Annotated in this window: 26 protein-coding genes and 1 tRNA gene; 19 read left to right on the top strand and 8 right to left on the bottom strand. The window is 62.2% G+C overall.

The features are described from left to right. Positions 1-5: 5 nt before the first annotated feature. Positions 6-2,042: a type II/IV secretion system ATPase subunit gene (locus DP106_RS06655; protein WP_120084223.1), complete on the top strand. Its 2,037-nt coding sequence runs from the start codon at positions 6-8 to the stop codon at positions 2,040-2,042. After that, positions 2,039-4,090 (top strand): type II secretion system F family protein, encoded by a 2,052-nt coding sequence (locus DP106_RS06660; RefSeq protein ID WP_120084224.1) that lies wholly within the window; start codon positions 2,039-2,041, stop codon positions 4,088-4,090. Before DP106_RS06655 ends, DP106_RS06660 begins: the two co-directional genes overlap by 4 nt. Before the next feature lie 36 nt (positions 4,091-4,126). Here DP106_RS06660 and DP106_RS06665 read toward each other — a convergent pair whose 3' ends face one another. After that, on the bottom strand, positions 4,127-4,603 hold the full coding sequence (locus DP106_RS06665) for a DUF3592 domain-containing protein (protein ID WP_120084225.1): 477 nt from the start codon (positions 4,601-4,603) through the stop codon (positions 4,127-4,129). 142 nt (positions 4,604-4,745) lie between these two features. Here DP106_RS06665 and DP106_RS06670 point away from each other — a divergent pair, with 142 nt between their 5' ends. From DP106_RS06670 to DP106_RS06685, 5 genes are all read left to right on the top strand, one after another. After that, complete coding sequence (locus DP106_RS06670; protein ID WP_120084226.1) at positions 4,746-5,333, top strand: archaellin/type IV pilin N-terminal domain-containing protein; 588 nt, start codon at positions 4,746-4,748, stop codon at positions 5,331-5,333. 244 nt (positions 5,334-5,577) lie between these two features. Further along, positions 5,578-5,715, top strand: a complete 138-nt coding sequence (locus tag DP106_RS15800) for a hypothetical protein (RefSeq protein WP_165857839.1) — start codon at positions 5,578-5,580, stop codon at positions 5,713-5,715. Positions 5,716-5,788: 73 nt separating this feature from the next. Then, positions 5,789-6,073 (top strand): translation initiation factor eIF-1A, encoded by a 285-nt coding sequence (gene eif1A / locus DP106_RS06675; RefSeq protein ID WP_120084228.1) that lies wholly within the window; start codon positions 5,789-5,791, stop codon positions 6,071-6,073. 298 nt (positions 6,074-6,371) lie between these two features. Further along, the gene (locus tag DP106_RS06680; RefSeq protein WP_120084229.1) at positions 6,372-7,400 is read left to right on the top strand and encodes a sensor histidine kinase; all 1,029 of its coding nucleotides are present in this window, start codon (positions 6,372-6,374) and stop codon (positions 7,398-7,400) included. A gap of 36 nt (positions 7,401-7,436) precedes the next feature. Further along, entirely contained in the window at positions 7,437-9,086 is a 1,650-nt protein-coding gene (locus DP106_RS06685; RefSeq protein ID WP_120084230.1) for a bacterio-opsin activator domain-containing protein, read from the top strand. On the opposite strand, the gene DP106_RS06690 is transcribed toward DP106_RS06685, so the two are convergent. Further along, positions 9,080-9,661 (bottom strand): response regulator transcription factor, encoded by a 582-nt coding sequence (locus tag DP106_RS06690; protein ID WP_120084231.1) that lies wholly within the window; start codon positions 9,659-9,661, stop codon positions 9,080-9,082. The two genes, DP106_RS06685 and DP106_RS06690, sit on opposite strands and share 7 nt — an antisense overlap. Positions 9,662-9,857: 196 nt before the next feature. Between DP106_RS06690 and DP106_RS06695 the strand changes: the two genes are divergently transcribed. The 3 genes from DP106_RS06695 to DP106_RS06705 all read left to right on the top strand — a co-directional run bounded on the left by DP106_RS06695 (position 9,858) and on the right by DP106_RS06705 (position 11,483). Next, the gene (locus DP106_RS06695; protein ID WP_165857840.1) at positions 9,858-10,196 is read left to right on the top strand and encodes a winged helix-turn-helix domain-containing protein; all 339 of its coding nucleotides are present in this window, start codon (positions 9,858-9,860) and stop codon (positions 10,194-10,196) included. Positions 10,197-10,368: 172 nt separating this feature from the next. Next, positions 10,369-10,761 carry a winged helix-turn-helix domain-containing protein gene (locus DP106_RS06700; protein WP_120084234.1) on the top strand — a complete coding sequence of 131 codons (393 nt, stop codon included), beginning with the start codon at positions 10,369-10,371 and terminating at the stop codon, positions 10,759-10,761. Positions 10,762-10,826: 65 nt separating this feature from the next. Then, a complete protein-coding gene (locus tag DP106_RS06705; RefSeq protein WP_133305110.1) occupies positions 10,827-11,483 on the top strand; it encodes a hypothetical protein in 657 nt (218 codons plus the stop codon). 56 nt (positions 11,484-11,539) lie between these two features. On the opposite strand, the gene DP106_RS06710 is transcribed toward DP106_RS06705, so the two are convergent. Beyond that, entirely contained in the window at positions 11,540-12,274 is a 735-nt protein-coding gene (locus DP106_RS06710) for a hypothetical protein (RefSeq protein WP_120084236.1), read from the bottom strand. A 447-nt stretch (positions 12,275-12,721) separates the two neighbouring features. Between DP106_RS06710 and DP106_RS06715 the strand changes: the two genes are divergently transcribed. From DP106_RS06715 to DP106_RS06735, 5 genes are all read left to right on the top strand, one after another. Beyond that, positions 12,722-13,057, top strand: coding sequence for a hypothetical protein (locus tag DP106_RS06715; RefSeq protein ID WP_120084237.1), 336 nt, complete (start codon positions 12,722-12,724; stop codon positions 13,055-13,057). Between the two features lie 42 nt (positions 13,058-13,099). Then, positions 13,100-13,327, top strand: coding sequence for a hypothetical protein (locus tag DP106_RS06720; protein WP_120084238.1), 228 nt, complete (start codon positions 13,100-13,102; stop codon positions 13,325-13,327). A 111-nt stretch (positions 13,328-13,438) separates the two neighbouring features. Then, a complete protein-coding gene (locus tag DP106_RS06725) occupies positions 13,439-14,929 on the top strand; it encodes an MATE family efflux transporter (RefSeq protein ID WP_120084240.1) in 1,491 nt (496 codons plus the stop codon). 122 nt (positions 14,930-15,051) lie between these two features. Further along, a complete protein-coding gene (locus tag DP106_RS06730) occupies positions 15,052-17,778 on the top strand; it encodes a PAS domain S-box protein (protein ID WP_165857841.1) in 2,727 nt (908 codons plus the stop codon). Between the two features lie 65 nt (positions 17,779-17,843). Continuing rightward, complete coding sequence (locus DP106_RS06735) at positions 17,844-18,305, top strand: NYN domain-containing protein (RefSeq protein WP_120084243.1); 462 nt, start codon at positions 17,844-17,846, stop codon at positions 18,303-18,305. On the opposite strand, the gene DP106_RS06740 is transcribed toward DP106_RS06735, so the two are convergent. Then, complete coding sequence (locus DP106_RS06740) at positions 18,302-19,564, bottom strand: tRNA (N(6)-L-threonylcarbamoyladenosine(37)-C(2))-methylthiotransferase (protein WP_120084245.1); 1,263 nt, start codon at positions 19,562-19,564, stop codon at positions 18,302-18,304. The genes DP106_RS06735 and DP106_RS06740 overlap by 4 nt on opposite strands. Positions 19,565-19,732: 168 nt before the next feature. Between DP106_RS06740 and DP106_RS06745 the strand changes: the two genes are divergently transcribed. Beyond that, a tRNA-Ser gene (locus tag DP106_RS06745) sits at positions 19,733-19,815 on the top strand. Positions 19,816-20,057: 242 nt separating this feature from the next. Here DP106_RS06745 and DP106_RS06750 read toward each other — a convergent pair. Further along, entirely contained in the window at positions 20,058-20,567 is a 510-nt protein-coding gene (locus tag DP106_RS06750) for a hypothetical protein (RefSeq protein ID WP_133305111.1), read from the bottom strand. Positions 20,568-20,656: 89 nt separating this feature from the next. Between DP106_RS06750 and DP106_RS06755 the strand changes: the two genes are divergently transcribed. The 3 genes from DP106_RS06755 to DP106_RS06765 are packed head-to-tail and all read left to right on the top strand — an operon-like array spanning position 20,657 to position 22,701. Next, positions 20,657-21,292, top strand: coding sequence for a DsbA family oxidoreductase (locus DP106_RS06755; RefSeq protein WP_120084247.1), 636 nt, complete (start codon positions 20,657-20,659; stop codon positions 21,290-21,292). Further along, positions 21,289-22,194 (top strand): SDR family NAD(P)-dependent oxidoreductase, encoded by a 906-nt coding sequence (locus tag DP106_RS06760; protein WP_120084249.1) that lies wholly within the window; start codon positions 21,289-21,291, stop codon positions 22,192-22,194. The genes DP106_RS06755 and DP106_RS06760 overlap by 4 nt, the downstream gene beginning before the upstream one ends. Positions 22,195-22,227: 33 nt before the next feature. Continuing rightward, positions 22,228-22,701 (top strand): FKBP-type peptidyl-prolyl cis-trans isomerase, encoded by a 474-nt coding sequence (locus DP106_RS06765; RefSeq protein ID WP_120084250.1) that lies wholly within the window; start codon positions 22,228-22,230, stop codon positions 22,699-22,701. Between the two features lie 37 nt (positions 22,702-22,738). Here the strand turns inward: DP106_RS06765 and DP106_RS06770 are convergent, their stop codons facing one another. The 3 genes from DP106_RS06770 to DP106_RS06780 all read right to left on the bottom strand — a co-directional run bounded on the left by DP106_RS06770 (position 22,739) and on the right by DP106_RS06780 (position 23,716). Further along, positions 22,739-23,143, bottom strand: a complete 405-nt coding sequence (locus DP106_RS06770; RefSeq protein ID WP_120084251.1) for a helix-turn-helix domain-containing protein — start codon at positions 23,141-23,143, stop codon at positions 22,739-22,741. Positions 23,144-23,267: 124 nt separating this feature from the next. Then, complete coding sequence (locus DP106_RS06775) at positions 23,268-23,534, bottom strand: elongation factor 1-beta (RefSeq protein WP_120084252.1); 267 nt, start codon at positions 23,532-23,534, stop codon at positions 23,268-23,270. A gap of 2 nt (positions 23,535-23,536) precedes the next feature. Further along, positions 23,537-23,716, bottom strand: coding sequence for an HVO_2753 family zinc finger protein (locus tag DP106_RS06780; protein WP_120084253.1), 180 nt, complete (start codon positions 23,714-23,716; stop codon positions 23,537-23,539). Positions 23,717-23,767: the final 51 nt, after the last annotated feature.

Consider the following 23,767-nt stretch of genomic DNA (forward strand, 5'->3'; position numbering starts at 1 on the left):
TCCTCATGCCGACCCCCGACCGCCCCGAACCGATCGATCCCGACACGGCAGCCCGCGACACGTCGATCGCTGCTGGTCTGCTCGCTCGCCTGCGTCAGGTTACCCGCGCGCTTCGTGGCTCAACGTTCGACCGCCACCCCGACGAGCCCGCCGCCGCTGACCCGCTGGCGACGTTTACTGTCCCTGACGACGAGCAGGAACTCGACCGCTACTGGGTGAACCGACCGTTTGCCTTCGTTGTCATCACCGAGCACGACGCCGACGGCGACCGGTCGTACTACGCCGTCGAACCGGATCTCGATGCCTTCGAGGTCGACCTGCTTGACCGTGTCCGCCGTGACATCCGCGCGCCGCTGATATACGATGCCGGCGACGACGCTTCAGCCGAACCACAAGCCAACGCCGCGACCGACGCCAGCGACGAGTTGGCTGTTGAGCACGACATCGGGGCAACGGCCACATCTGCCGATCGAATCGATGCCGACATCGATCCCGATGCCGGCCGTATCGGCGAAGCTGCCGAAACGGATGCCGGTCTCGACGATACAGCCGCTGAGACTGTTGCTAGTCGTGTTGCTGACAAGGGCGACGCCGACGATGCTGACACCGACGCTGCCGAGCGACTGCGCACCGAACTTGCCGGGCTGATCGAGCGATACGGGATCACCGTCGACAGCCGGACGTTTCACGCGCTGTGGTACTACTTGCACCGTGATTTCCGTGGGTATGGCCGACTTGATCCGTTGCTACAGGATGACCACATCGAGGATATCTCCTGTGATGGCCCCGACCATCCGGTCTTCATCTACCACGAGACCTACACCGACCTCGAAACCAACGTTACCTTCGAGACGGCCGCACTCGACGATTTCGTCGTCCGACTGGCCCAACAAGCCGGCCACCACATCAGCGTTGGCGAGCCACTCATCGAGGCAACGTTGCCGGACGGCTCGCGGGCGGAGCTCAGCCTCGGCGAGGAGGTCACGCCACACGGATCGGCGTTTACCATCCGACAGTACGCTGCCGACCCGCTCACACCGATCGATCTCATTGAGCGCGGGACGTTTGACGCCGCTGGGTTGGCCTACTGCTGGCTCTGTATCGAGCACAACAAGAGTCTGCTGGTGGCTGGTGGCACCGCCGCTGGGAAAACCACCACACTGAACGCGCTATCGATGTTCGTGCCACCAGGCGCAAAGGTCGTCACCATCGAAGACACCCGGGAACTCACGCTCGCCCACGACAACTGGTTAGCGGCGGTCACCCGAGAGCAACTGACTGAAGGAACCGCCATCGGTATGTACGACCTCCTGCGATCGGCTCTCCGACATCGCCCGGAGTATCTGCTTGTCGGCGAGGTGCGCGGCGAGGAGGCCAAAACGCTGTTTCAGGCGATGAACACCGGCCACACGACGCTGTCGACGATTCACGCCGACTCTATCGAGACCGCTGTCACCCGGCTGGAAAACGAGCCGATCGATCTTCCGCGGACGATGGTCGAGTCGCTGGATCTGTGTGCCGTCCAAACCCAACGACGCCTTGGGGGCCGGCGTGTCCGACGGATCGATGGGATCGCCGAGATTCGTGGCATCGACGACCGCACGGGCGATCTTGATTACGCTGAACCCATCTCATGGCACCCACAAAGCGACAGTTTCAGCCGATCACACAGCGAGGTGTTGGAATCGATTCAGACCGAACGCGGCTGGGATCCCGACGATCTGCGAGCGGAGCTTGCTGCTCGCAAACAGTTCCTCAACACGCTGTTGGAGCGCGGCGTGACCGACTACCGCGAGTTCACCGCACAACTCCGGGCCTATGACGCCGACGCTGCTGACGCCGACCGTCAGGCTGACCAGCCGCCGTCCGCGACGAAGACGAACAGCCAATCCGCAACCGCGTCGCCACCGGGTGCGTCCGCTGGCGATGGCTCGGCGTCAACGACCAGAACTACTGTTGATGAGTCGGTATCGGACGATGACACCATCGACCAGCGCGCCGGCGTTGTCTCGTCGATCACGGGGAGCTGGTCATCCCGATGAGTGCTCCAACCCGATTGATCGATTACCACCGCTGGCTCCGCCGTATTGCGACGATCCGATCGATCGGGGTTCGACTGCGTTGCGGCGTTGATGCCATCGCGCTCGCGTGGTGTCGCCCACTTGTCCCAGCGACTGGTCGGCGTGAGCGCAACACACAGTTGGCTGCGATCCACGCCGACGACCCGCCTCGGCTTATCGCCGCTCGAATCATGCTCTACGCTCTCACCGCCGGTATCGCTGCCGGAATGCTCACGCTCGTGACGATCCTCCGGATTCGAGCCGAGCCCGCGGTGGTGACAGCGCTCACCGGGCGAATCGGGATCAATACGCTCACGGCGTCACCGGTATCGGCGGCCACCCTCGCGGCCGGCTGTAGCGTTCTCGTCGCTGTCGCAGTCACGGCAGTAACCTACCGAGTTCAGTGGGTGCTGATCGATCGGCGTGTGGCCGCCCGTGAGCGACGGATCGACCGGACGTTGCCGCGGGCTGTCGCGTGCATGTACGCACTCGCCCGAAGTGGGATGCCGTTGCCAGCGGTGTTGCGAACCGTGGCTGCCCACCGAAACGTCTACGGTGAAACCGCCGTCGCCATCGGTGTGACTGTCCGTGAGATCGATCACTTTGGGGTAGACGTGATCACTGCCCTTGAGACGACAAGCGACCGTACACCGTCGGCTTCGTTCGCCGAGTTCACCTCGGATCTTGCCGCGGCTGTCGACAGCGGCCACCCGGTCGACGACTACCTCCGGCGATACCACGAGCGATCCCGTGAGGCTGCTGCCGACAGCCAGCAAGGCTTTCTCACCCACCTTTCGACCGCCGCTGAGGGCTATGTGACAGGGCTGGTCGTCGGGCCGTTGTTCGTGGTGACAACGCTGGTTGTCGTTGGGCTCGTTGTCACCGATACAGTACCAGTATTGCGTGCTGTCATCTTCGGGTTCGTTCCGATCGGGACGGTTGGGTTCCTCCTCGGGCTTGACCGGCTGCTTGCGAGCCATCGACTCCCCGTAGCGACCCACAACAACGGCCGGTCTTCGTATCGATCTGTCGACCCTCCTGGTGCTCACGCCACGATCCGGCCGATGGGATCGTCTCGGGACTGGAGCCACCAGCGATCGATACTTCGGATCGCGGATCGGCTATCGCGGTGGCGTCGCTGGCTGCGGCGGCCAATCGCAACGCTTGGGAGCAATCCGTGGCTGACGCTGCTGGCAACCGCGCCACTCGGGGTGGGGTGGATTTATCTCGCTACCGAGCCGCCGCGGCTTTCGATGGCGACGCTCTCAACAGCCACCCGGCCGCTTTCGATCGCATTGATCGGTATCTGTAGCAGCTACGCGGCCGCCTACGAGGCTGGTGCCGCCCGCCGTCGCCGACTTGCGGCTGCCGTGCCGGTGTTCCTTGACCGGCTTGCCGACGTCAACGAGGCTGGCCTTTCGGTCGTCGATGGCCTCGACCGGGTGGCCAACGGTGATCTCGGCGCGCTCTCGGAACCACTTGCTCGGGTTCGGCGTGATGTTCGGTGGGGTGCCGACGTGACAAACGCGTTCCGGCGGCTGGCCTCCCGGGTTCGATCACCGCCAGTTACCGGTGCTGTCGCCTTGGTTACCAACGCCTTGCGTGCCAGCAACCGGATCGGCCCGGTCGCCGCCATCGCCGCTGCGGAACTCCGAGCCAGCCAGCGACTCGCCGCCCGTCGCCGGCGGGCGATGGCAACGTATCTTGTCGTGATCTACATCGCCTTCCTGGTCTTTATCGGGATTATCGCCGCCCTTTCGGCGTCGTTTTTCCCCGCAGTCGAGACCGCTGTCACCGGGTCGACCGGCGGGCTGTCGACCACTGGCGTCACAGAGACCGGCATGGCTCGTGCCGGCGGTATCACACCTAACATCGATGCCTACGAGACACTCCTCGTACAGCTCACGATGATTCAGGCCATCTGCTCCGGCCTCGTCGCTGGTCGACTCGGTGAGGGTGAGTTGCGGGCTGGCGTCAAACATGTCGTGGTGTTGCTGATGATCTCGCAGGCCGTCTGGTGGTTCATCTGAGTGCGTCTCAGGTTGTGTCGTCGTTGGCGTGACACGCTACAGTGTGGTGAGCAACACGCCACCCAGCAGGATGGCGATCCCGAGTACAACCTTGGTGATCGCTGTGGCTGTCTGGGGATCGGCGATGAGAAACGAGTGTGCCGGATCATCCGGGTCGTAGTAGACGGTTGTTTGGGTGCCGGGCTCGTAGTCGTTGATCGCTGTTTCGGCGGCGGCTTCCGTTCCGAACAGCTTGGCGAACCGGTGCTTCCCGGGATAGACAGTGTTGCCGTCGCGTCGTTCTGTCGGCGTCCGGTACTCGTAGTCGACGACGGGCAGATACTCCTGTGTGCCAGCCGCCTCCTTGACCATCTGTATGTCCACCTGTTGTACGGTTCCGGTTGTCTCGACGGCCCGCCGGCTGATCGCTCGCAACCGCCGGTATCGCCGGATGCCGATCCCGGTGAGAACCACGCCACCACCGACGGCGACGACAGCGAGTATATCAAGCAGCCCAAGCGTCGAACCGATCATACCATCTATCGGGTATGACGCTATTTAAAAACCCGATCGCACACCGGCTGTAGAATCAGCGAGTGGCCCCACAGCGACGGTTGCAGGTGTGGCACACGTACACTTATTTTATCCCAATCACAATGTTGACTTAGCGGTTACCATGTTCAGCACTGGTTCGCGCGGACAAGTAGGAACAGGTACACTCATCGTCTTCATCTCGGTGGTGCTCGTCGCGGGGGCAGCCGCGGGAGTTATCACCAACACAGCGGGGTTTCTACAGTTTGACTCCACGGAGACGAGCGAGAGCAGTACAGCGGAGGTCAGCGATCGGCTTGCGGTCGCATACTCGATCGGCGTCGTCGACAGCGACAGCGCCGAGACTGAACTCCAACAGCTAGAGCTCATCGTGGGGCCAGCCCCCGATGCGACGGCGATCGATCTCGATAACACAACGGTGCAGTATCAAAGCCCTGACCGAGCGACAACGCTCGTCAGCGATGGGGCCAACGGTAGCGAACCAACGTTCCGCGTTGAGCCGCTTCAGGGTGATACCGATGATAACGTCCTCAGCGATCCGACCGACCGATCAAAGCTTGTCATCCCGCTTAATGACGAGACAACAGCGTTGGAGCCGCTTCAGCGCGGGGAGGGGGTCACGGTCACGCTGACAACCGCAAGCGGTGCCACAACGCAGGTTCAGCACACGGTTCCGCCGGTTGATCCCAATGACAGAGCCGTCAGGCTCTGAGCGTGACCCCCAGTTGTCGATACATTCCCCCTATCGACGCATCAAAACCACTGCACGACGGTCAGTCGCCACCGGTATCGATCACTCACACAGAATCTGCCGTACTGCACCGATCCTGGCGTCATCGGGAACGATATATGACACACGTTTGCTACAGCGGCTATTCGACGGGAAGGTGAAATATGGCACTTTGTTTGTCATCGCTCAACGAGAGATTTACGGTCACGGCCGTTGAAGATATAGTATGACATTTGGCCCACTGACAACGCTGATCAATCTCGTTGGGCCGTTTGCGATCCCTGTTGTGCTCTTTGGTGGTGGGCTCATCGGCTATCTGGTGTTGCGATGGCTGTTCCAGCGACGGGACAGCGACACGGTGTGAGACTGTCACCAACGTGCATGCCTGCGGCGGGAAGATGCCACGATTTAACTGGCTTCGGAGCCCCTAGAGGTGTGTGTCAGAAGAATCAGGGCGGAACGACCTCCGGATGCCCGACGAAAACGAGATGTTCGCGGTTGTCACCGATATGCTCGGTGGGGGCCGCGTTCGGCTGCGCTGCAACGACGGGAAAGAGCGGATGGGTCGCATCCCCGGCCGGATGCGGTTCCGCACGTGGATCAACGAGGACGACATCGTCCTCATCGAACCGTGGGATTGGCAAGACGAGAAGGCCGACGTGGAGTGGCGATACGACAGTCAAGACGCCGACCAGCTCCGCCGCGAAGGCCACATCGACTGACAACCAGCGATCTTACACACCGGTATCAACCATCGCCAGCGTCGCTGAGGCGTAATCGCGGATACATCCCCGCTGAGAAGCGACGGAATGAGTGCTCTATCACATGCCTGTGGTTTTGCCCCCGATTGTGGTTTTTTCATTGATTCGTTACCCCTGTAGTGACGATTACTAGAGGGTGAGGCTTATATCAGGGAATAACCACGACGAGGTATGCACGTGTTCACCCCACCGTCAAATACCATGCATGCTGGATTGCAGCCACACCAACCCCCAGTTGACGAGCAGCGTCGCTAAGGGGATGGACGAGTCCACCGACGTACCTGAGTCGACACCGATCCCCCCGGATGCCCTCCCAGTTCCGGTCGTTGGCATCGACCACAAAGACGCCGAGGCCATCATCACGAGCGAAAACGACGCCTTTGAGGCGACGTTTGGCGATGCCGTCGGCACACCAGCCACCGCGTGGGTTGACAGCCACGTCGCGCCGACAGCGGCTGACACCACAGCGGCTGTAGCTGTCCTCCGGGGCGACCGCGCCAGCGATACCACCCTCAGGCTAACATCGTCTGTCGAAGCTGAGCCAACCTGCTACCGACTCCAGCCGATTGCAGTGTCGGCCGACCGGCCGGTGTACACGCTGTTGACCCCGGCTGACTCAGCATGTACCGTCGAGGTTGATCGGCTGGCCAGCGTCATCAGCCACGACCTCCGAAACCCGCTGGATGTCGCCGCCGCCCACCTCCAGGCCGCCCGTGAGACGGGTGATCCCGAACACTTCGAGCAGCTGACCGCGGCCCACGACCGGATGGAACGCATCATTCAGGATGTGCTCACGCTCGCTCGCGGCGAGGACGCAGTTACCTCGGTTGCTGGGATCGACCTCGGGGCTGTTGCTGCCGACGCGTGGGCAACCGTTGATACCGAGACCACGTCGTTGTCGGTCGCCGACGATCTGCCGACGCTTGCGGCCGACCGCGACCGCCTCCAACGACTGTTTGAAAATCTGTTTCGAAACAGTGTCGAACACGGTTCAACGAGCACTCGATCGCAGTCTACCGATGCTACCAACGAGACCCTTACCGTCACCGTCGGCCGCGACGGCAACGGCTTCTTCGTTGCCGACGATGGAGCCGGGATTCCGGTCGCCGACCGCGAGCAGGTCTTTGAGTCCGGCTACGTTCGCGACGATAGCGGCCACACGACGGGGTTGGGGTTGACGATCGTCGAGGAGATCGCTGAGGCCCACGAGTGGGAGATCTCTCTGACCGACAGCGACGCCGGCGGTGCACGCTTCGAGTTCCATCCATGTGAGTCGTCAACCACATGAGCCCACACGTTGTACAGCCGACAACCCCCCGTCCGCATGAATGAGGCATTGGCGACCGCCCCGGTCGGTGTGATCGAGGCGACACGTGACGGCGAGATTACCGCGATCAACGAGCGGGCAGCAACGCTGACCGAAACCGAGCCTGATGCCGTCGTCGGCGAGTCGCTGTCGGCCGGATTTCCGACCGCTGCCACCGACCATCTCGGTGATGTGGTCGACGACGAGCCAACGGCGACCGCCTTCGAGGAGTATTACCCCCGTATCGATCGCTGGCTCGCTGTCGACGTACAGGTCGACGATGGCCTCCGGCTGTTTCTGCGTGAGACCACCGAGACCCACGAGCTCAAACGGCGTGTCGACCGCCTCGACCGCCGGCTCGATCGCGTCCAGCGAATCGACGCGCTGATCGTCCGTGTGCTCCAGCAGGTGCTTGGCGCGGCTGACCGCGAGGAGATCGCCACATCCGTCTGTGACCACCTTGGCGGGGCCGACCGCTACGATTTCGTCTGGGTTGGCGACCGAGAGTTCCAAACCGATAGCCTTCGGGTTGTTGCCGCCGCGGGAACCGCCCCGGAGCTCCGCGACCGGATCGATACCGCTCTCGGCGAGCCGGACAGCCTGCCGGGGCAACGCGCCGTCGACGCCGGCGAGACGCAGGTGATCGACGCCTTCGCCGATGACACGTCGGTTCCGCGAGCGGTTCGGCAGGCGGCGTTCGCCAGCGGCTTGCAGTCCTGTCTGGCGGTGCCGCTGCAGTATCAGGAGACGGTCTACGGCGTCGTCTCGGTGTATGCCAGCCAGGTCGATGGGTTCAGCGAGCAGGAGCGCGCCGGCCTCGAAACGCTCGGCCGTGCCGCTGGCTTTGCGATCCGTGCGATCCGACAGGAGGATCTGCTCGTCGCTGACACCGTCACCGAGGTGACGCTCTCGGTCTCCGGTGGCTCGATCCCGCTCAATCAGGCCGCTGCCGCGACCGACACAACGTTCTCGCTGGTGGGGGCTGTCCCCCGCGGCGACGGCCCGGTTGTGTGTTATGTTGCGCCGGATGATACCGTCGCCAACGCTGCGGCCAGCGACGATGCTGACACAACCGCCGACGATTCGGCCCCTACCGACGGCGAACCCGTCGCCGGCGATGAGCCACTCACACCGGAGCTGATCGAACGGACGCTTCACGACCACGAGCAGGTCGTGGCTGTGTCATGGATCCGTATCGGCGACGACCCGCTCGTACAGGTCACGGTCGACGGCAAGACACCGGTGACCGCGCTCACCTCGTGGGGGGCGTCGATCCGGTCGGCAACCTATCGCGGTGGGTCGACACGGATCATCGCCGACGCGCCGCCGGCAGAGAGTGTCCGACAGCTGATCGAAACCGTCGACGAGACGGTCGCCGAGACCGACCTCCTCGCAAAGGAGGCAACCACACCCAGCCAAGAGCCGGTCGCAGCGTTCCAAAACGAGCTGGCTGAGCGGCTGACCGACCGTCAACAGGCCGTCCTCCGGGCAGCCTACCTGGCCGACTACTTTGAATCACCGCGCGGCAGTACCGCCGCTGAAGTCGCCGACAGCCTCGATATCGCGGGGCCGACGCTGTTGTACCATCTTCGGCGTGCCGAGCGAAAGCTGGTGGCGGCGTTTCTGGCAGCCGATCCGACGACCCCGGCCGGCGACACCGATCAGTAGCCTTCCCTGTCGATTCCGTCAAACGTTGACAGCAGTGTGTCAGCCTCGGGAAGGAGGTCACGAACACGCTGTTTTGCCGTTTCGAGATCGGCTTCGATCGCGGCGAGTCGCTCGTCGGCGTCGGTGGCTGCGGTGGCGTCGGCGGCAAGGACAGCCCGGGTTGATTCACGCCGGAAATACTCACCGAGGAGCTCGTAGGCCAGTACCTGACACTGTTGATCGACAGCCGCATACAGATCCGGGCGGTCGACCGGCTTCGAGAGATAGTCGTCGAACGGCATCTCAACGATGCCGAGGTCGGGGTCGATGGCGGTCACCATGATCACCCGCGTCGTCAGGTCGCGCTCACGGAGCTCGTCGAGCACCGCATCGCCGGATAGCCCCGGCATGTGGCGATCCAAGAGCACGACATCCGGTGGGCGGCCCTCAGCAACAATCGCCAGCGCTTCCTCGCCGCCGTAGGCGACGGTCACGTCGGCGACATCCTGCAGGCGTAACGCGTAGGCGTCGGCAACCTGCTTTTCATCGTCGACCATGAGCACCCGTGGTTCGTCGACGTGGAGGCCCTCACCCATTGATAGATAGTGAGGCGGCACCGTACTAATACCCGGTGGACGGTGACACCGATATACTGTGGTGTTGTCACCAATCGAGTGACGATAGCTAGAGCAACGTGTACAGAATGGTTGTGACTGGTAGCTAGCCGCTATAGCTGGCTGTCACTCCAACAGGTAGGTATCGATGTCAACGACCCAGCAATCTCACCGTGGCGTGGTTCAGTCAGCCGCGGCCACCACCGAGAAAACGCGGCGAGCAGCTACTGCTGTTGAGACGGATGCCGTGCTTGAGCTGTTGAGCGACGAGTACGCCCGTCAGGTGCTCGAATCGTTGTGTGACCGACCCGCTACAGCACCCGCGCTTGTGGAGTCGATGGCGGCCTCACGGGCGACGGTCTACCGCCGACTCAACGACCTCGAAGCCGCCGGCCTTATTGCACCTGCTGTCGCCGTCGATCCCGACGGTCACCACCGCAAACGCTATCATCTCATCGTCGATGACCTCCAACTCCAGTTCGGGGCCGACGGCATCGAGATCACCCTCGTCGACTAACTCCAGCGGGTAATATCGACTGCGTCGTCGCCTGTCATCGTCGCCGACTTCGTTGCTACCATCGTTGCTGCATAGAAGTTGAACGCTCTGTATAGCTAGTGTCACATTTGCTGTGGGGTTGTAGATAGAAGCCCCATGACGGATGTCCCGGGCGTTCGATAATACTACCACGATGGTGACCTCACCCCCAACGCTGCCGCCGTCTCAGGAGTCAGCAGCCGATGACCGCTCGGTCGACACCGAGCAGTTGCTCACGTTGCTTGGCGATGAGTATTCCCGCGCGATCATCGACGCCCTCGGTACCGAATCGCTGCCAGCCCGCGAGATCGCCGCCCGCACCGATATCTCCCGACCGACCGTCTACCGGCGTCTTGATCGCCTGAAAGACGCTGGGGTGGTCGAACCAACGATGACGGTCGATCCCGACGGTCACCACCGGCAGGCGTTTGCGGTCGTGATCGATGGGGTTGAACTCAGTCTTGGTGACACAGCAGCAACACCGGCTGCGTCGAGCACAGACACAGCATCACCGATCACGCTGTCAGTGCGGTCAGACTCGACCTGACGCCTCGCTGTGGCTGCGCGACTGCGAACAGAATTGATTTGTGACCCCTGACAGATCGTACGATCATGCCCTCCATGAACGACAGTGGTGATGCCACCAAGACACTCGATACCGTTGTCACACGCTACCGACGAGCCGAACGCGCAGCGAGTTGGGCGACAGCCCTCTTCGCCGGCCTTGTCGCTGCCGGACTGATACTCTTTTTGCCGTTGTGGCAGGGGCTTCTCGGCGCGGTGGCCGTCCTTGCCGTCTTTCGGGTGCCGTTGTTCACCACCGGCGGCACCGCACGCCTCCGGACGACGGCGACGCCGACCGCTGTCCGAGACGCGTTCAGTGGCTCCCACCCGCCGGTGCTTATCCTGCAGTGGGCGATCGCTGAGGAGCGTACCGCCACCACGGACGGTGCCACATTCGAGCTCAGCTATCTCCTCGGATTGCGGTCGATCACGATGTCGACAACGGTGGCGGAGACACCGGCTGCCGAAACCGATTTTGCACTTCGGGTAACTGCCGGCGACAAGCCGTGGGGCACCTACGGCGTCACACTGACCGACCAGGGCGATGAGACGCTCATCGAGATCGATGTCCGGAGCGATCGGCGGTTCGGCCTCCGTGGTCTCCCCTCGTGGCTGATCGCCCAGCGATATTACGATGCCGCCCTCGCCGCGCACGGATACACTGTCTGTGCCCGTGATCGATCGCTCTCACTTCGTCGTCGTTGAGCGCAGCAAAACGAGCCGATCGCACCCTCAACACAGTTTACCCTGTCGCATCCGCCTCAGTTCTCGTCGTCTTCGACCGCATCGTCGTCGCCGTAGCGATCTCCGTCGTCGACGGCTTCCGGCTCCTCGGGCTCGTGGGCGTCAGCCTCCCCGTAGGATGAGCGGGCGGCGATAACCGAGGCCTCCTCTGACCATCGGGGTTCGATCTCGCCGTACAGCGACTCCGGCGTTGTTTCGGCGTGATCCTCGAAGGGCGTGGCCGCATCTTGGCCGTACACATCGCCGGATTCGACGGCTTCGGGTTCCGGCGGTTCGTAGGCGACCCCATCGCCGTACCCTAGAGCCGCGCTGTCGGTATCGGCTGCGGTCACCTCCTCCGGGAGGTGAACAACAGTCTTCGGTGGCTTGGCGTCACCGGGTTCCAGTGTGGTCGTTTTGCCATCCGCAAACTCGATGACGACTGTCGGCGGCGTGAGCCACGCCTCCAGCGCGTCGGCGATGCCGCCGGCGTAGGCGTAGGCGGTTTCGATGCTTTCGCCGTCGGCCAGCGAGATCGTCAGCTCGAGTTCGTCGTCTCGCGCTGTCCAGTGGTCGGCCGTCTCGGCGTCGAACTCAATGAGAGCGCCATCAGCATCCGCCGGAATCGACTCGGTGACAGTGACCTCCGTGGCGTCGGGTTCAAACTGTTCGATGATGATCACGATCGCCGGCTCCGGGTAGGCGGCGTCCTGGTATGATTTATGTACTGTTATCCCGCCGCCGGAGAGCACAATCGGGTCTGCGTCGGTCATATATCAGGTGGTCTCTTCTTCATTCCAACGGCCCGGTAATGAGTGTATGGGTTCCTCTCACACTGGCCGCAGCAGTCGGACAGTGGTGGGGCCATATCCGACGACATCACCAAGCTGTGACTACAAACACCCAATATTCGGATCGAAAACCACAACGCGTCGACCATCCGGACAACCGACAGTCGGCCGCGACGGCCGCATCATGGCGAGCGTACGTGTGGACATCCTGTCAGCGGGGATATGCCCGACCGTGGAGGGCGGAACCGTCAACGGGGATGGAATCACCAGCGGAGAGGGTGTTGTCACCGGGGACGATGTGGCGGTCGCAGCGTGTGGTGGTGATCCCACTCGAAGCCATACATTCCGGCATAAAAACGCCCCATGGCGTGTTTCAGCGACAGAAACTCGTGGTGTTGGTTTAGGTGACGTGGGGTCGATGCATACTGTATGCCACTCGCACCACCGACCCAGCGATCGACGACGCCCTCTGAGGCGGTCTGTACAGACGCATTGCTCCTCCGCAACTACGAGGGCGCAAGCCCGGTGACGATCGACATAGCCATCAGCGATGACGGCCAGCCCGTCTGCGAGACGACGGTTACATTTGAGCCGCTGACGATCGAAAGCATCGATCTTCCGGTCGCACCCGGCGAGTATCGCCTGACGGCAGCGACCGCCGACTCCGATGCCACGGCGATCTGTGAGCTTGGTGACGCACCGACCGCACTCGCGTTCGTCGAAGCCGGCAACGGGATCGTTAGCGTTGTCGACGAGGTCTACTGAGCAGCCACAAGGGTTATTTGCGTCTCGATTGCGCTATCACACATGTCTGATTGGTCTCCACCCACCCTCTCACGGGGCCAACTCGCTGGAATCGTCGTTGGACTGCTCGCGGTCGCTGCCTACTCGCTGGTTATCGTCGGACAGCTCCTCCTCGTTGTTGTTCCGGCGGCCGCGATACTTGCCGTCTATCTCACCTGGCGGTTCATCGTCGCCGTTGAGGCGATCGCCGACGCGCTCCAGCGGCTTGCGGCCGACAAAACTGACGAGTAGTGCGCCGCAACAACACGATTTATTTGCATCAACCCACTATCACACACTTGTGTTTCCTGTCGTTGCTCGGTGTGTCGGTGTCGACGAAGCCGCCCGCCTTGGAGGTCGCCGATGAGCCTCCGGCGTCGCCTCGGGAGCCTCTTTAAGAGTCAGTCGGAGCTTGACCTCACCGACGGCTCGATCCCACGATCGTTGTTTTTCCTCTCGTTTCCGATCGTTATCACCAATCTTCTTCAGGTCGGCTACAACCTCGCCGACACCTTCTGGCTGGGTCGCTACAGCACGGAGGCGTTGGCGGCGATCAGCCTTGGGTTTCCGCTCGTGTATCTGTTCATCTCGTTGGGGCTCGGGCTTACCGTCGCCGGCAGCGTGCTCGTCGCCCAACACACCGGCGCCGATCAGCCCGAGCAGGCTGAGTACGCTGCCTCGCAAACGGTTGTGTTCACACTGTTGACGGGGGTTGTACTCGGTACCCTTTGGTTCCAGTTTGTCGCTGAGCTGTTGAGCGTCTTTGGCGCGGAGCCGGCTGTGTTGACGCTGGCGATCGACTACATGGAGGTCATCAGCCTCGGACTGCCGTTTCTGTTTGGCTTCACCGTGTTTATCGCGTTAATGCGCGGGGCCGGCGACACGGTCACGCCGATGCTTGTTATGTTTGGAACCGTCGTGCTCAACGTCGCGCTCGATCCGCTGTTGATCTTCGGCGTCGGCCCACTGCCGGAACTCGGCGTCGAAGGGGCGGCGATCGCAACCGTGTTCTCTCGGGGGTCAGCCATGGTCGTTGGCCTGCTGTTGATGCTCCGCGGGGCCCACGGGATTCAGATCAACCTCCGACAGATGATCCCGGATCTCGCCTACAGTAAGAAACTCCTCCGGATCGGCGTGCCCGCATCAGTCGAAAACACCGGTCGTGCAATCTCCGTTAACGCTGTGTTGGTCATCGTGACGTTGTTTTCGACGCCGGTCGTCGCCGCCTTCGGCGTCGGCATCCGCGTTTTTTCGATGATCTTCATGCCCGCGATCGCCATCGATCGTGGTGTTGAGGCGATGACCGGCCAAAACATCGGCGCGGGCCGGCAGGATCGCGTTGTCGCCACCAACCGGTTTGCGGCGAAAACGTCGTTTCTGATCCTCTCGGCGCTTGGCGTTGTCACGTTCGTCTTTGCGCCGGAGATCATCGGCATCTTCGATGACTCGCCGGCGGTCGTCGCCGAAGGGGCGACATTCCTCCGGTGGATCGCGCCAACATTCGGCTTTGTTGGAATCCTGCGTGCCTACAGCGGTGGCTTCCGTGGGGCCGGCAAGACGCTGACCGCCGCTGCCATCGCGGTGTTGTTGTTTGGGTTCATCCGGCTGCCGATCGCCTACGTCGCCTCCCAAGGGCTGGTGCCGACTGATATGTGGTTTTTCGCCGAACCTGACCCCACCGGCATCTGGTTTGCCTTTGCTGTCTCTGGGGTTATTGCGGCGGCTGTCGCTGCGAGCTGGTTCGAACGCGGCGGCTGGCGCGGCGGCGACCTGACGGAGCGATCAGCCACCGACGCCGAGCCTGACGGCGATGCGGAACCGAGCGATGAGCCGACCGCCGTCGGCGACGACTGACAGCGCGGCGAACCGGTGTTGACTGCCGGCTCACTGCGGTGTTGGCGGCCACGGATTCCGACCGGCTGGGAATACCAACAGCTTATTTTGCTACTATCTCTCGTAGCTCGTATGGCATGGTCGTGAGCGACCCCCTCTCAATCCGGGGCGTGTACGTGCTCGCCTTTGGACTGGCGGCGGTGATCTGCCTTGCCGGCACTGTCGGTGTTCGGAGCCTTTCACATCCTGATATTCGACGGGGGCTTGGGGGATTGCTCGGATTGAGCGGGCTGTGGTCGCTGTTTACCGCCGCACAGTTGGCGACGCCATCGCCGCTGGCCCAGCGGATCTTTCATCTCGGCGGGTTGATCGCCGGCCTCTCGACGATCGTCGCGTGGGTTGTCTTCGCCGCGGCCTACACCGGTCGATCCTACCACCGGCAACGCTCATTTCAGATCGGCAGCGTGTTGTTGCTCGCCATCGTTACCGGAATCAAGCTCACAAATCCGATTCACGGGCTTTACTACACTACGACAGCGGCAACAACGCCGTTTTCATATCTTCAGTTCAGCTACGGGGCGATCCACTGGTTTGTCACCGGGGTCGTCTACACGGTCGCCTTTGTCGGCTTTGGCTGGCTGTTTGAGTCCTTTGAGCGAAGCGACAGTCGGCCGACAGTGCTCTATGTGCTTGTCGCTGTGACAGGGGTGCCCCTGATCCCCTATCTGCTTTCACCATCGATTGAGCCGCTGTTGGGGATCAACTACGAGCCGCTTGGTGTCGCCGTTTTCGCCGTCGGGATTCTTCGGTATGCCCGCACAGAGTTTGCCAACCATAGCTCGCCGGGGTTATCAACACTGGCTGACAGCGTCGCTGTCGGCGGGCTTGTCCTCGATAGCTCGGGGACGGTCATCGCCTACAACAACGAGGCAACAACCATCCTCGGCAGCGAGACGATCCCGCGGCGACCCCTTTCGGCGATCGATGACGGGCTGGCATCGATCTCCCCCGGCGAAACGGGCCATCGAACCTACACTGTTGACGGCCGGCAACAGACCTACGAGGTCACCCGCTCGCCGATCGACGGTGACGTGATCGCCGAGGAGATTCTCACACTGAAAACTGTCACCAGAGTAACCCGGATCGAACGACTTGTCCGGCTCAACCGCGATCTGACCGATGCCCTGCTTGCGTCACCGGAGCCGTGGGAGCTGATCCAACGCGTTCCCGAGCGCATGGCCGAGATCGGGGCGTATGACCTCGTGTGGCTGGTGCCGGTTGTCGCCGCCGACCCAACCACGGCTGATAGCTCCCTCACCACCGATGGCGACCCATCCGACCACACCGGCGGTCGGGAGTTTCATACAAACCCAGATCCGGTTGCTGGTGTTGTCGCCGGCGACGCAACCCCCTACGCCGGGTGGGTCGCTGACGACGCGACCGACGCCGAGCCGGTGATCGATGCTGCCACAACCAACTCGGCAAGTCATGTTGCTGTCGACGAGACAGACGCCGACTGGAGCGGGCGCGCAGCCGCCCACGATATCACCGATTCGCTGGCGGTACCGGTCGCTTTCGACAACCAGCAGGCGTTCGTCCTCGGCGTCTACACAACCGCGCCGACCGGTTTCGACGCTGTTGAGCGAGAGGTCATCGAAGAGATCGGCGAGAGCATCCCGCAGGTCGTCTCAACGATCGAGACACACGAGGAAGCGCTTCACTACGAGGAAGCAATGAAACACGCCGGCGTCGCAATCAGCATCACCGACAGCGACGGCGTGATCCAGTATGTCAACCCTGCCTTCGAGGAGCTAACCGGCTACAGCGCGGCCGAAGCTGTCGGATCAACCCACAGCATCCTCAAATCCGGCGAGATGAGCGAAACCCACTACGAACAGCTGTGGGAGACGATCACCGACGGTGACATCTTTGAAAAACAGGTCATCAACCGAACGAAGGATGGCGACCGGTATATCCTCCAGGAGACCGTCTCGCCGGTCACAAACGACGACGGCGAGCCGGAAGCCTACGTCGCCGTCCAGTTCGATATCACCGACAAGCTGTTGCGCGAACAGCGGCTTGCGGTGTTGAACCGCGTTCTCCGTCACAATCTGCGAGCCAGCGTCAACGTCATCACCGGCCAAACCGGCCTGCTGGAAGATCAAATTCAGGAGGCGATCGGCGGGGACGCGCTGTCGGCGGCCATCGAGGACTCCTTGCAGACGATCCGCGACCGGGTCGAACACGTCCACTCTCAGGCCGAAACCGCCCGCGAGATCGAGGCCGTATTAGGTGATGACCCGGCCCAACAAACCTGGGAGTCCGTCGACACGCTCTGTGAGACAGCCACAGAGGCCGCGGCCGCACTGGGTGGGAGCTGTGTCTGCGATGTCGACGGTGATATTGACGACCGGCTGGTCGACGGCGAGGTGACCCGAATCATCGAGGAGCTGGTCGAAAACGCGATCAGCCACCACGACGACCAGCCCTCGGCCGTTGAGGTGCGGGTAACGCTGTCGGTTGCCGGCGATGATCTGCTGCTCACCGTCGCCGACGATGGGCCAGGCCTCTCCGAGCAGGAGTTAGTCGTCGTCGAGGAGGGTGCCGAAGAGCCGCTGCGACACGGCAGCGGCCTCGGGCTGTGGATGGTCAACTGGTTGGCGATCGCCTGCGGCGGCTCGATCAGCGCGACGACAGACGACAGCGGGACAACCATCAGCGTTCGGGTGCCGTTGCGCGACACCGATGCGTCCACAGCCACTGATCCGGGGGTTGACGCCGGCTGGGCGGCCGAAACCGGGGCGTCAGATACTGAGCGCATGCCTGCTGACGGCACTGATCCCGACGATCACCCGACCGAGGGCTCGTAGGGGCGGTGCTATCGGGGGTCGTCGACAAACGGTATTCCTATACTCGCTGCCACACGACGACCGGTATGGATCTGTTCGGGCGCGATGAGCCGGCCGACGGCATCGCGCTGTTTGTCGACGGGCCGAACATGTTGCGCGATGAGTTCGATGTCGATCTCGACGACATTCGAGAGGCGACGGCGGCAAAAGATCGGTTGGCGACCGCCCGGCTCTACGTCGATGAACACGCGACTCCGGGGCTGATTCAGGCCGCCGAGGCCCGAGGCTTTGAGGTAGTTGTCACCAGCGGCGATGTCGACGTGAAGCTCTCCGTCGATGCCACCCGGTTTGCGACCGAAGGACGGGCGGAGACGCTGGCGATCGCCTCCCGTGATACGGATTTCAAACCGGTGTTGGAGGTTGCCAACAGCTACGGGCTATCGACGCTGGCGATCGCGCCGGCCAGCCATGGCCGATCTGATGCCCTGCGGAACGCCGCCACGGAGAGTCTCACCCTGAGCGACGACAACGAGACACCCACCGACTAAGCTGACGACACGGGCTGTCCGAAGGTGTACATCGTTTGGTGATCAGTCACCTCGACAGTAGCGAAGTCGCCAGGCGAGAGATCATACTCGTCGGCGTGTTGAACGATGATCTGCCGGTAGGCACCATCACGGCACTTCACCGAGTCGCCGGTGCCCTCCTCGACGACCAACACATCCTGTGTTGTGCCGACCATCTCCTCGTGTACGTCGCCGACGATCTCGCGTTTAACCGCCGACATCTCCTTTGAGCGTTCCTTCTTCAGTGTTCCGCCGAGGCCCTTCATCTCGGCGGCATCGGTGCCGGGTCGCTTCGAAAACCGGGTGACGTTGACCTTCTCGGGGCGGATCTCTCGCAGCAGTTCCATCGAGGCCTCGTGGTCGGCGTCGGTCTCGGTCGGGAAGCCAACGATGAAATCCGTCGACAGCGTCCAGTAGTCCAGCCGCTCGTCGAAGGCACCGACGATCTCGCGGAACTTCTCGACACGGTGCTGTCTGCGCATATCCCCTAACACGTCGTCGCTCCCGGACTGGACAGGCGCGTGGATGAAATTATAGAGCTCATCGTGGCGAGCGAAGGTGTCGGCCAACTCCTCGCGGATTCCGTGAATGCCGCCGGGACAGGCCATCCCAACCCGAACCCGAAACTCGTCGTCTATCTCGGTACAGATGCGATCCAGCAGCTCGGGCAGCTTGCGCTCGCCGGTATCCCAGCCGTAGACACCGGTGTCTTGGCCGGTGATACGGATCTCCTTCGCCCCGGCGTGGACGAGCGCACGGGCCTTTTCGACATTTTCCTCGACTGGCGGGGAGTCAACCCGGCCGGTAGCAAACTTGGTAATACAGTACGAGCAGTTGCTCATACAGCCGCGAGCGATCGGGAGGATCCCGATTTCGCCCTCTAAGATCGGTTGGGTGTCAGGGGCGACAGTCGGACATTCGCCGTTGAGTACGGCCTCGGGCACCTCATCCCAGTGGAGGATCTGGGCGTCGATACCGGCCTCGTCGAACTCCTCGCCCTGTGCGAGGGCCATACAGCCGGTGACGATGAGGTCAGCCGTCTGGTCTTGAAGCTCCTCGGCTCGGCTGAGCATGTTCCGTTCAGTTTTCTCGACAACGGTGCAGCTGTTGAGGATCGCTACATCCGCCTCCGCCGGCCCCTCTGCTGGGTAGTGGCCGCCCTCGCGGAGGGCCTGCTCGATCTGTCGGCTCTCGCCGCGGTTTGACGTACAACCGTACGTCTCAATATGATAAGAGGCCATCCAGTTATCATTTATTTTGCCCCGGCGAGCAAAAGGCCGACGATCCGGGTTACGGCGTCGCAGTGGTGGCATACAAATCGATTACATACCTCGGTTGGCAGGGCGTATGTGACCACCGACCGGCGAGACCAGAACCGTTTTTACCCGCCATCGCCGTCTTGCGAATGCGGTGGGATGGCAGAGTGGACTATTGCGCCTGCCTTGAAAGCAGGTGGCCTTTGGCCTCCTGGGTTCGAATCCCAGTCCCACCGAATCTTTGCGCAAACAACACGGTGAGCACCGCGTGTGCTCGCCATTATCCTGATCGCATCGTTCGTCGTCGGGATTCGAGCAGCGAACAGCGCCAAGTCCCTTGCGACCGCGAAAGCGAACGGCGAAGCCGTGAGCAGATCTTCGATCTGTGAGTGAGTTCGGATCCCAGTCCCACCGCGTTTTTGCGATCATCATGCCGGGCACTGCTTGCTGTAGCTCTGTCCCAGTTCGAGTTACGTCGTTAATACCGCAACACGGCGTCGCCGATGCCGAGCGTTTGGCCGACGGCGGTCACCCCGATCGCGGCGATAGCGATGAGGTCGACCCCGACGAGAACCGAGAGGAAGTAGATGATCGGCCCAGCAATCGAGAGCGTCCCACCGGCGACATAGATGGTCGTCGCCTCCGGCAGTACCGCGCCGGTGTAAAACAGCCCGATCGCAGGAATGATCATCCAGCCAATGAGGCTGATCGCCCACAGCGGTGTCGCCACCGGGTCGATGAGGAAGCCGGCGATCCCACTGAGCGTGACCCCGACGCCGACAACCATGACGACACGCCAGCCTTGGAGGGCGCGATCGGTCATCTCGTCCCAGCCCGTCACAAGGAAAAACGTAATAAACGCCACCATCACGAGATGCGCGATGAAGATCGATCTGGCTGTGACCATCCCACGGTGGGCCGCGGCGACGACGAGCCACGCTGCGGGAACGAGCAGTCCCGGGCCGGACTCGCGTAGTGTCTGCAGCACGGCAACGGTTTTCGCAGCCACCTACAAGAGGGTTGTTCGTTTGGCTTCCTGACCCGTTGTTTTTGTGACCTGAGATCGAATAAGCTGTAATGAGTGAAGCCACCACGGCGTCGATTACGGTGTACTCGGATTACGTCTGCCCGTTCTGTTATCTCGGCCGCGAGTCGCTGTCGCGGTATCAGGCTGACCGAGACAAGCCACTGCGGATCGATTGGCGGCCGTTCGATCTGCGGGCCGGCAAGCGAACCGCCGACGGTGAGATCGACCACTCGGTCGACGACGGCAAAGACGATGACTACTTTGAGCAGGCCAAGGAGTCCGTGCGTCGCCTCCAACAGGAGTACGATGTCGAGATGACACTGGAGTTGGCGACCGAGGTCGACTCACTCGACGCTCAGGTTGCCTCCGCCTCCGTCAGCAACGAGCATCCCTATGAGACGTGGCTGGCCTTCGATGAGGCGATCTTCGCCGCCCTTTGGCAGGATGGCCGCGATATCGGGAGCGAGAACGTGCTCGTCGACCTTGCAACAAGCGTTGGCATCGACGGCTCAGAGATTACCGCCGCACTCAACGACGACGCCCACCGGGAGACGGTCACCGACGCGTTCGCAGCTGCCCAACAGGCCGGTATCACCGGTGTTCCGACGTTTGTCGCCGACGGCCACGCCGCACGCGGGGCGGTGCCGCCAGCCCAACTCCGCCGACTCGTTGAGGGTGCGGAATGACACAGCCTGCCGAACAGGCTGGCGTTGCCGACGTTGATTGTGCGGGACAGACTGCGCTGGTTACCGGTTCAACCAGCGGGATCGGCCGTGAGACCGCCCTCGCGTTGGGGCGGCTCGGTGCCGATGTGATGGTACACGGTCGCGACGCCGAAGCCGGCCGCGCGGTCGTCGACGAACTCACAGCGATGGGTGTGGAGGCGACCTTTGAGACAGCCGATTTTGCTGCTGTCTCCGCGGTCAGGTCGCTGGCAACCGCTGTCGACGACTGGGTTGACAGCCTCGATATCCTCGTCAACAACGCCGGCGGCCTGTTCCGTGAGGGCCGTCTTACCGACATCGGCGTCGAATACACCTTCCACGTCAACCATCTCGGGCCGTACCTGTTGACCGCCGAGTTATTGCCGACACTGGCAGACGATGCCCGGATCGTTACCACAGCCTCAGCGGCTCACCGCGGGGTGTCGCTGAACCTCGATGCCGTCGAATCCGTCGATGACTACTCCTCGTTCAGTGCCTACCAGCAGTCGAAACTCGCCAATATCCAGTTTGCCTTCGAGGTAGCGCGTCGATTGGAGCACTCCGAGCACGAGATCACCTCGAATGCGTTCCACCCGGGTGCGATCCCCGGCAGCGGCTTCACGCGGTTTCTGCCGGGGCCACTGTCCGATCTTGCGAGCCTCGCTGGCGGACTCCCGTTTGTGCCGACCCCGGCCGATGGCGCGGCGACCGCGGTCTATCTCGCTGTCAGTCCTCGCGTGTCGTCAGTGTCGGGTCGTTACTTTGCTGACTGCGAGCCAACCCAACCCTCAGCTGCCGCTCGCGATCAGGCGGCCGCACGCCGGTTGTTTGAGCGCAGTGCCGCCCTGCTCGACATTCAGGCCCCGCTGTCGGCCGACGACTGACGGATTTATGAGCCTTCGTTGCTGACGACCGATATGGCAATCGAGGCTGGCGATACGGTCGTCATCGAGTACATCGGTCGCTTCCCCGACGGCAGCGTCTTTGATACCTCTCGCTACGAGGTCGCCGAGGAACATGGGCTGGTCGAGGCCCAAGACGCTGATCCAGACGACTACTCCTCGCTGTCGTTCAAGATCGGCGATGAGGAGGTCATCGAGGGGTTAGCACAGGGCGTGATCGGCCTCAATGCCGGCGAAACGGAGACGCTGACAATCCCACCCGAGAAGGGATACGGCGAGTTCGACGACGAGAAGCTACGAGAGTACGATCCGGAGGTCTTCGAGGGGATGGTCGGCCAACCACCCGAGGTTGGGCTTCACGTCCATGCGGAAAACGGGCTCCACGGCGATGTGACCGCTGTCACCGACGACGCCGTCGAGATCGACTTCAACCACGAACTCGCGGGCCGGACGCTGGAGTTTGAGGTCGAAATCCTCGATACGTGGTAGGTGGTGTCGACCGCGAAGTCAGATTCTGCTGGATCGCTTAGGATTCTGCCGGGGCGGTTACGTCGGCAGCGTCGCTGTATTTTTCCTCGAACTCCTGTATCAGCTGGCCCATCTCAGCATACCAGTCGTTGAGGAGTCGCTGCATATCCTCTCGGATCGCACCGGGGTCAGCCGGCTTGTAAACGTGGTAGTAGCCGCCTTGGTCGTAGTTGATCTGCTCTTTTTGAATCAGCCCGGCGTTGAGCAGCCGCTGTACCGAGCGGTAGACCGTCGACCGTTCGCGGTCGACATGGTCGGAGAGGTCATCGATCGTCACCGCGGTCTCGGCGTCGACGAGTTCCCGAAAACATCGCTTATCGAGCTCCTTGAGCCCGTGAAAACACTCAAGCAAGCCTTCGCATTCCATATCGGATCGGAGCATTTCCGCAAGTGAATTGGCCATTTTGATTCATCTGTTGTTATCGCTGGCAGCATATAAGTTTGCAGGATACGTACAACACACCTCAGACCAGTCGGTATCGGCTCGGTGCGACGACCAGTGATCGAGACAATCGACCCCCGACGGCTTAGATTCGGCCGACGTCCTCAACGGAGACGCTTTCAACGCCCTCAACATCGGCGAATGCGTCCTCGACGACCTCGGTACCACCGGCGTCGTCGGCGACGATCACGGTCGGCAGCAGGGCAACGAGGCCGAAGGCGACATCGTCACGCTCGAAGCCGTTGATCTGGGCTCCCTCAGGGAGTGACGCTTCGAGCCGCTCTTGGAGCTCGTCGAGATCAATCTCCGGGCTCTGCGGCATGATCTTCATGTTGGCGGCGACCTTGCCCATCGTTATGGCCCCCGGAAGCCGCAGTCGGGACACTCATAGAGGTTGCTCTGCTTGCGGCAGGTCGGACAGCGGTGGATCTCGGTGCCACACTCCGGACAGTCAAACGCCGCAGCGTTCATCGCTGCGACCTTGATGCCACAGGAGACACACTGGCTCTCGGCTTCCTGTTGGGTCTCGCTCATACCCATAGGGATCACCGCGCGGGTTTTAACCATTGTCTTTCGGCTCGTCAC

The organism is Halonotius pteroides (assembly GCF_003605635.1).
Taxonomy (GTDB): domain Archaea; phylum Halobacteriota; class Halobacteria; order Halobacteriales; family Haloferacaceae; genus Halonotius; species Halonotius pteroides.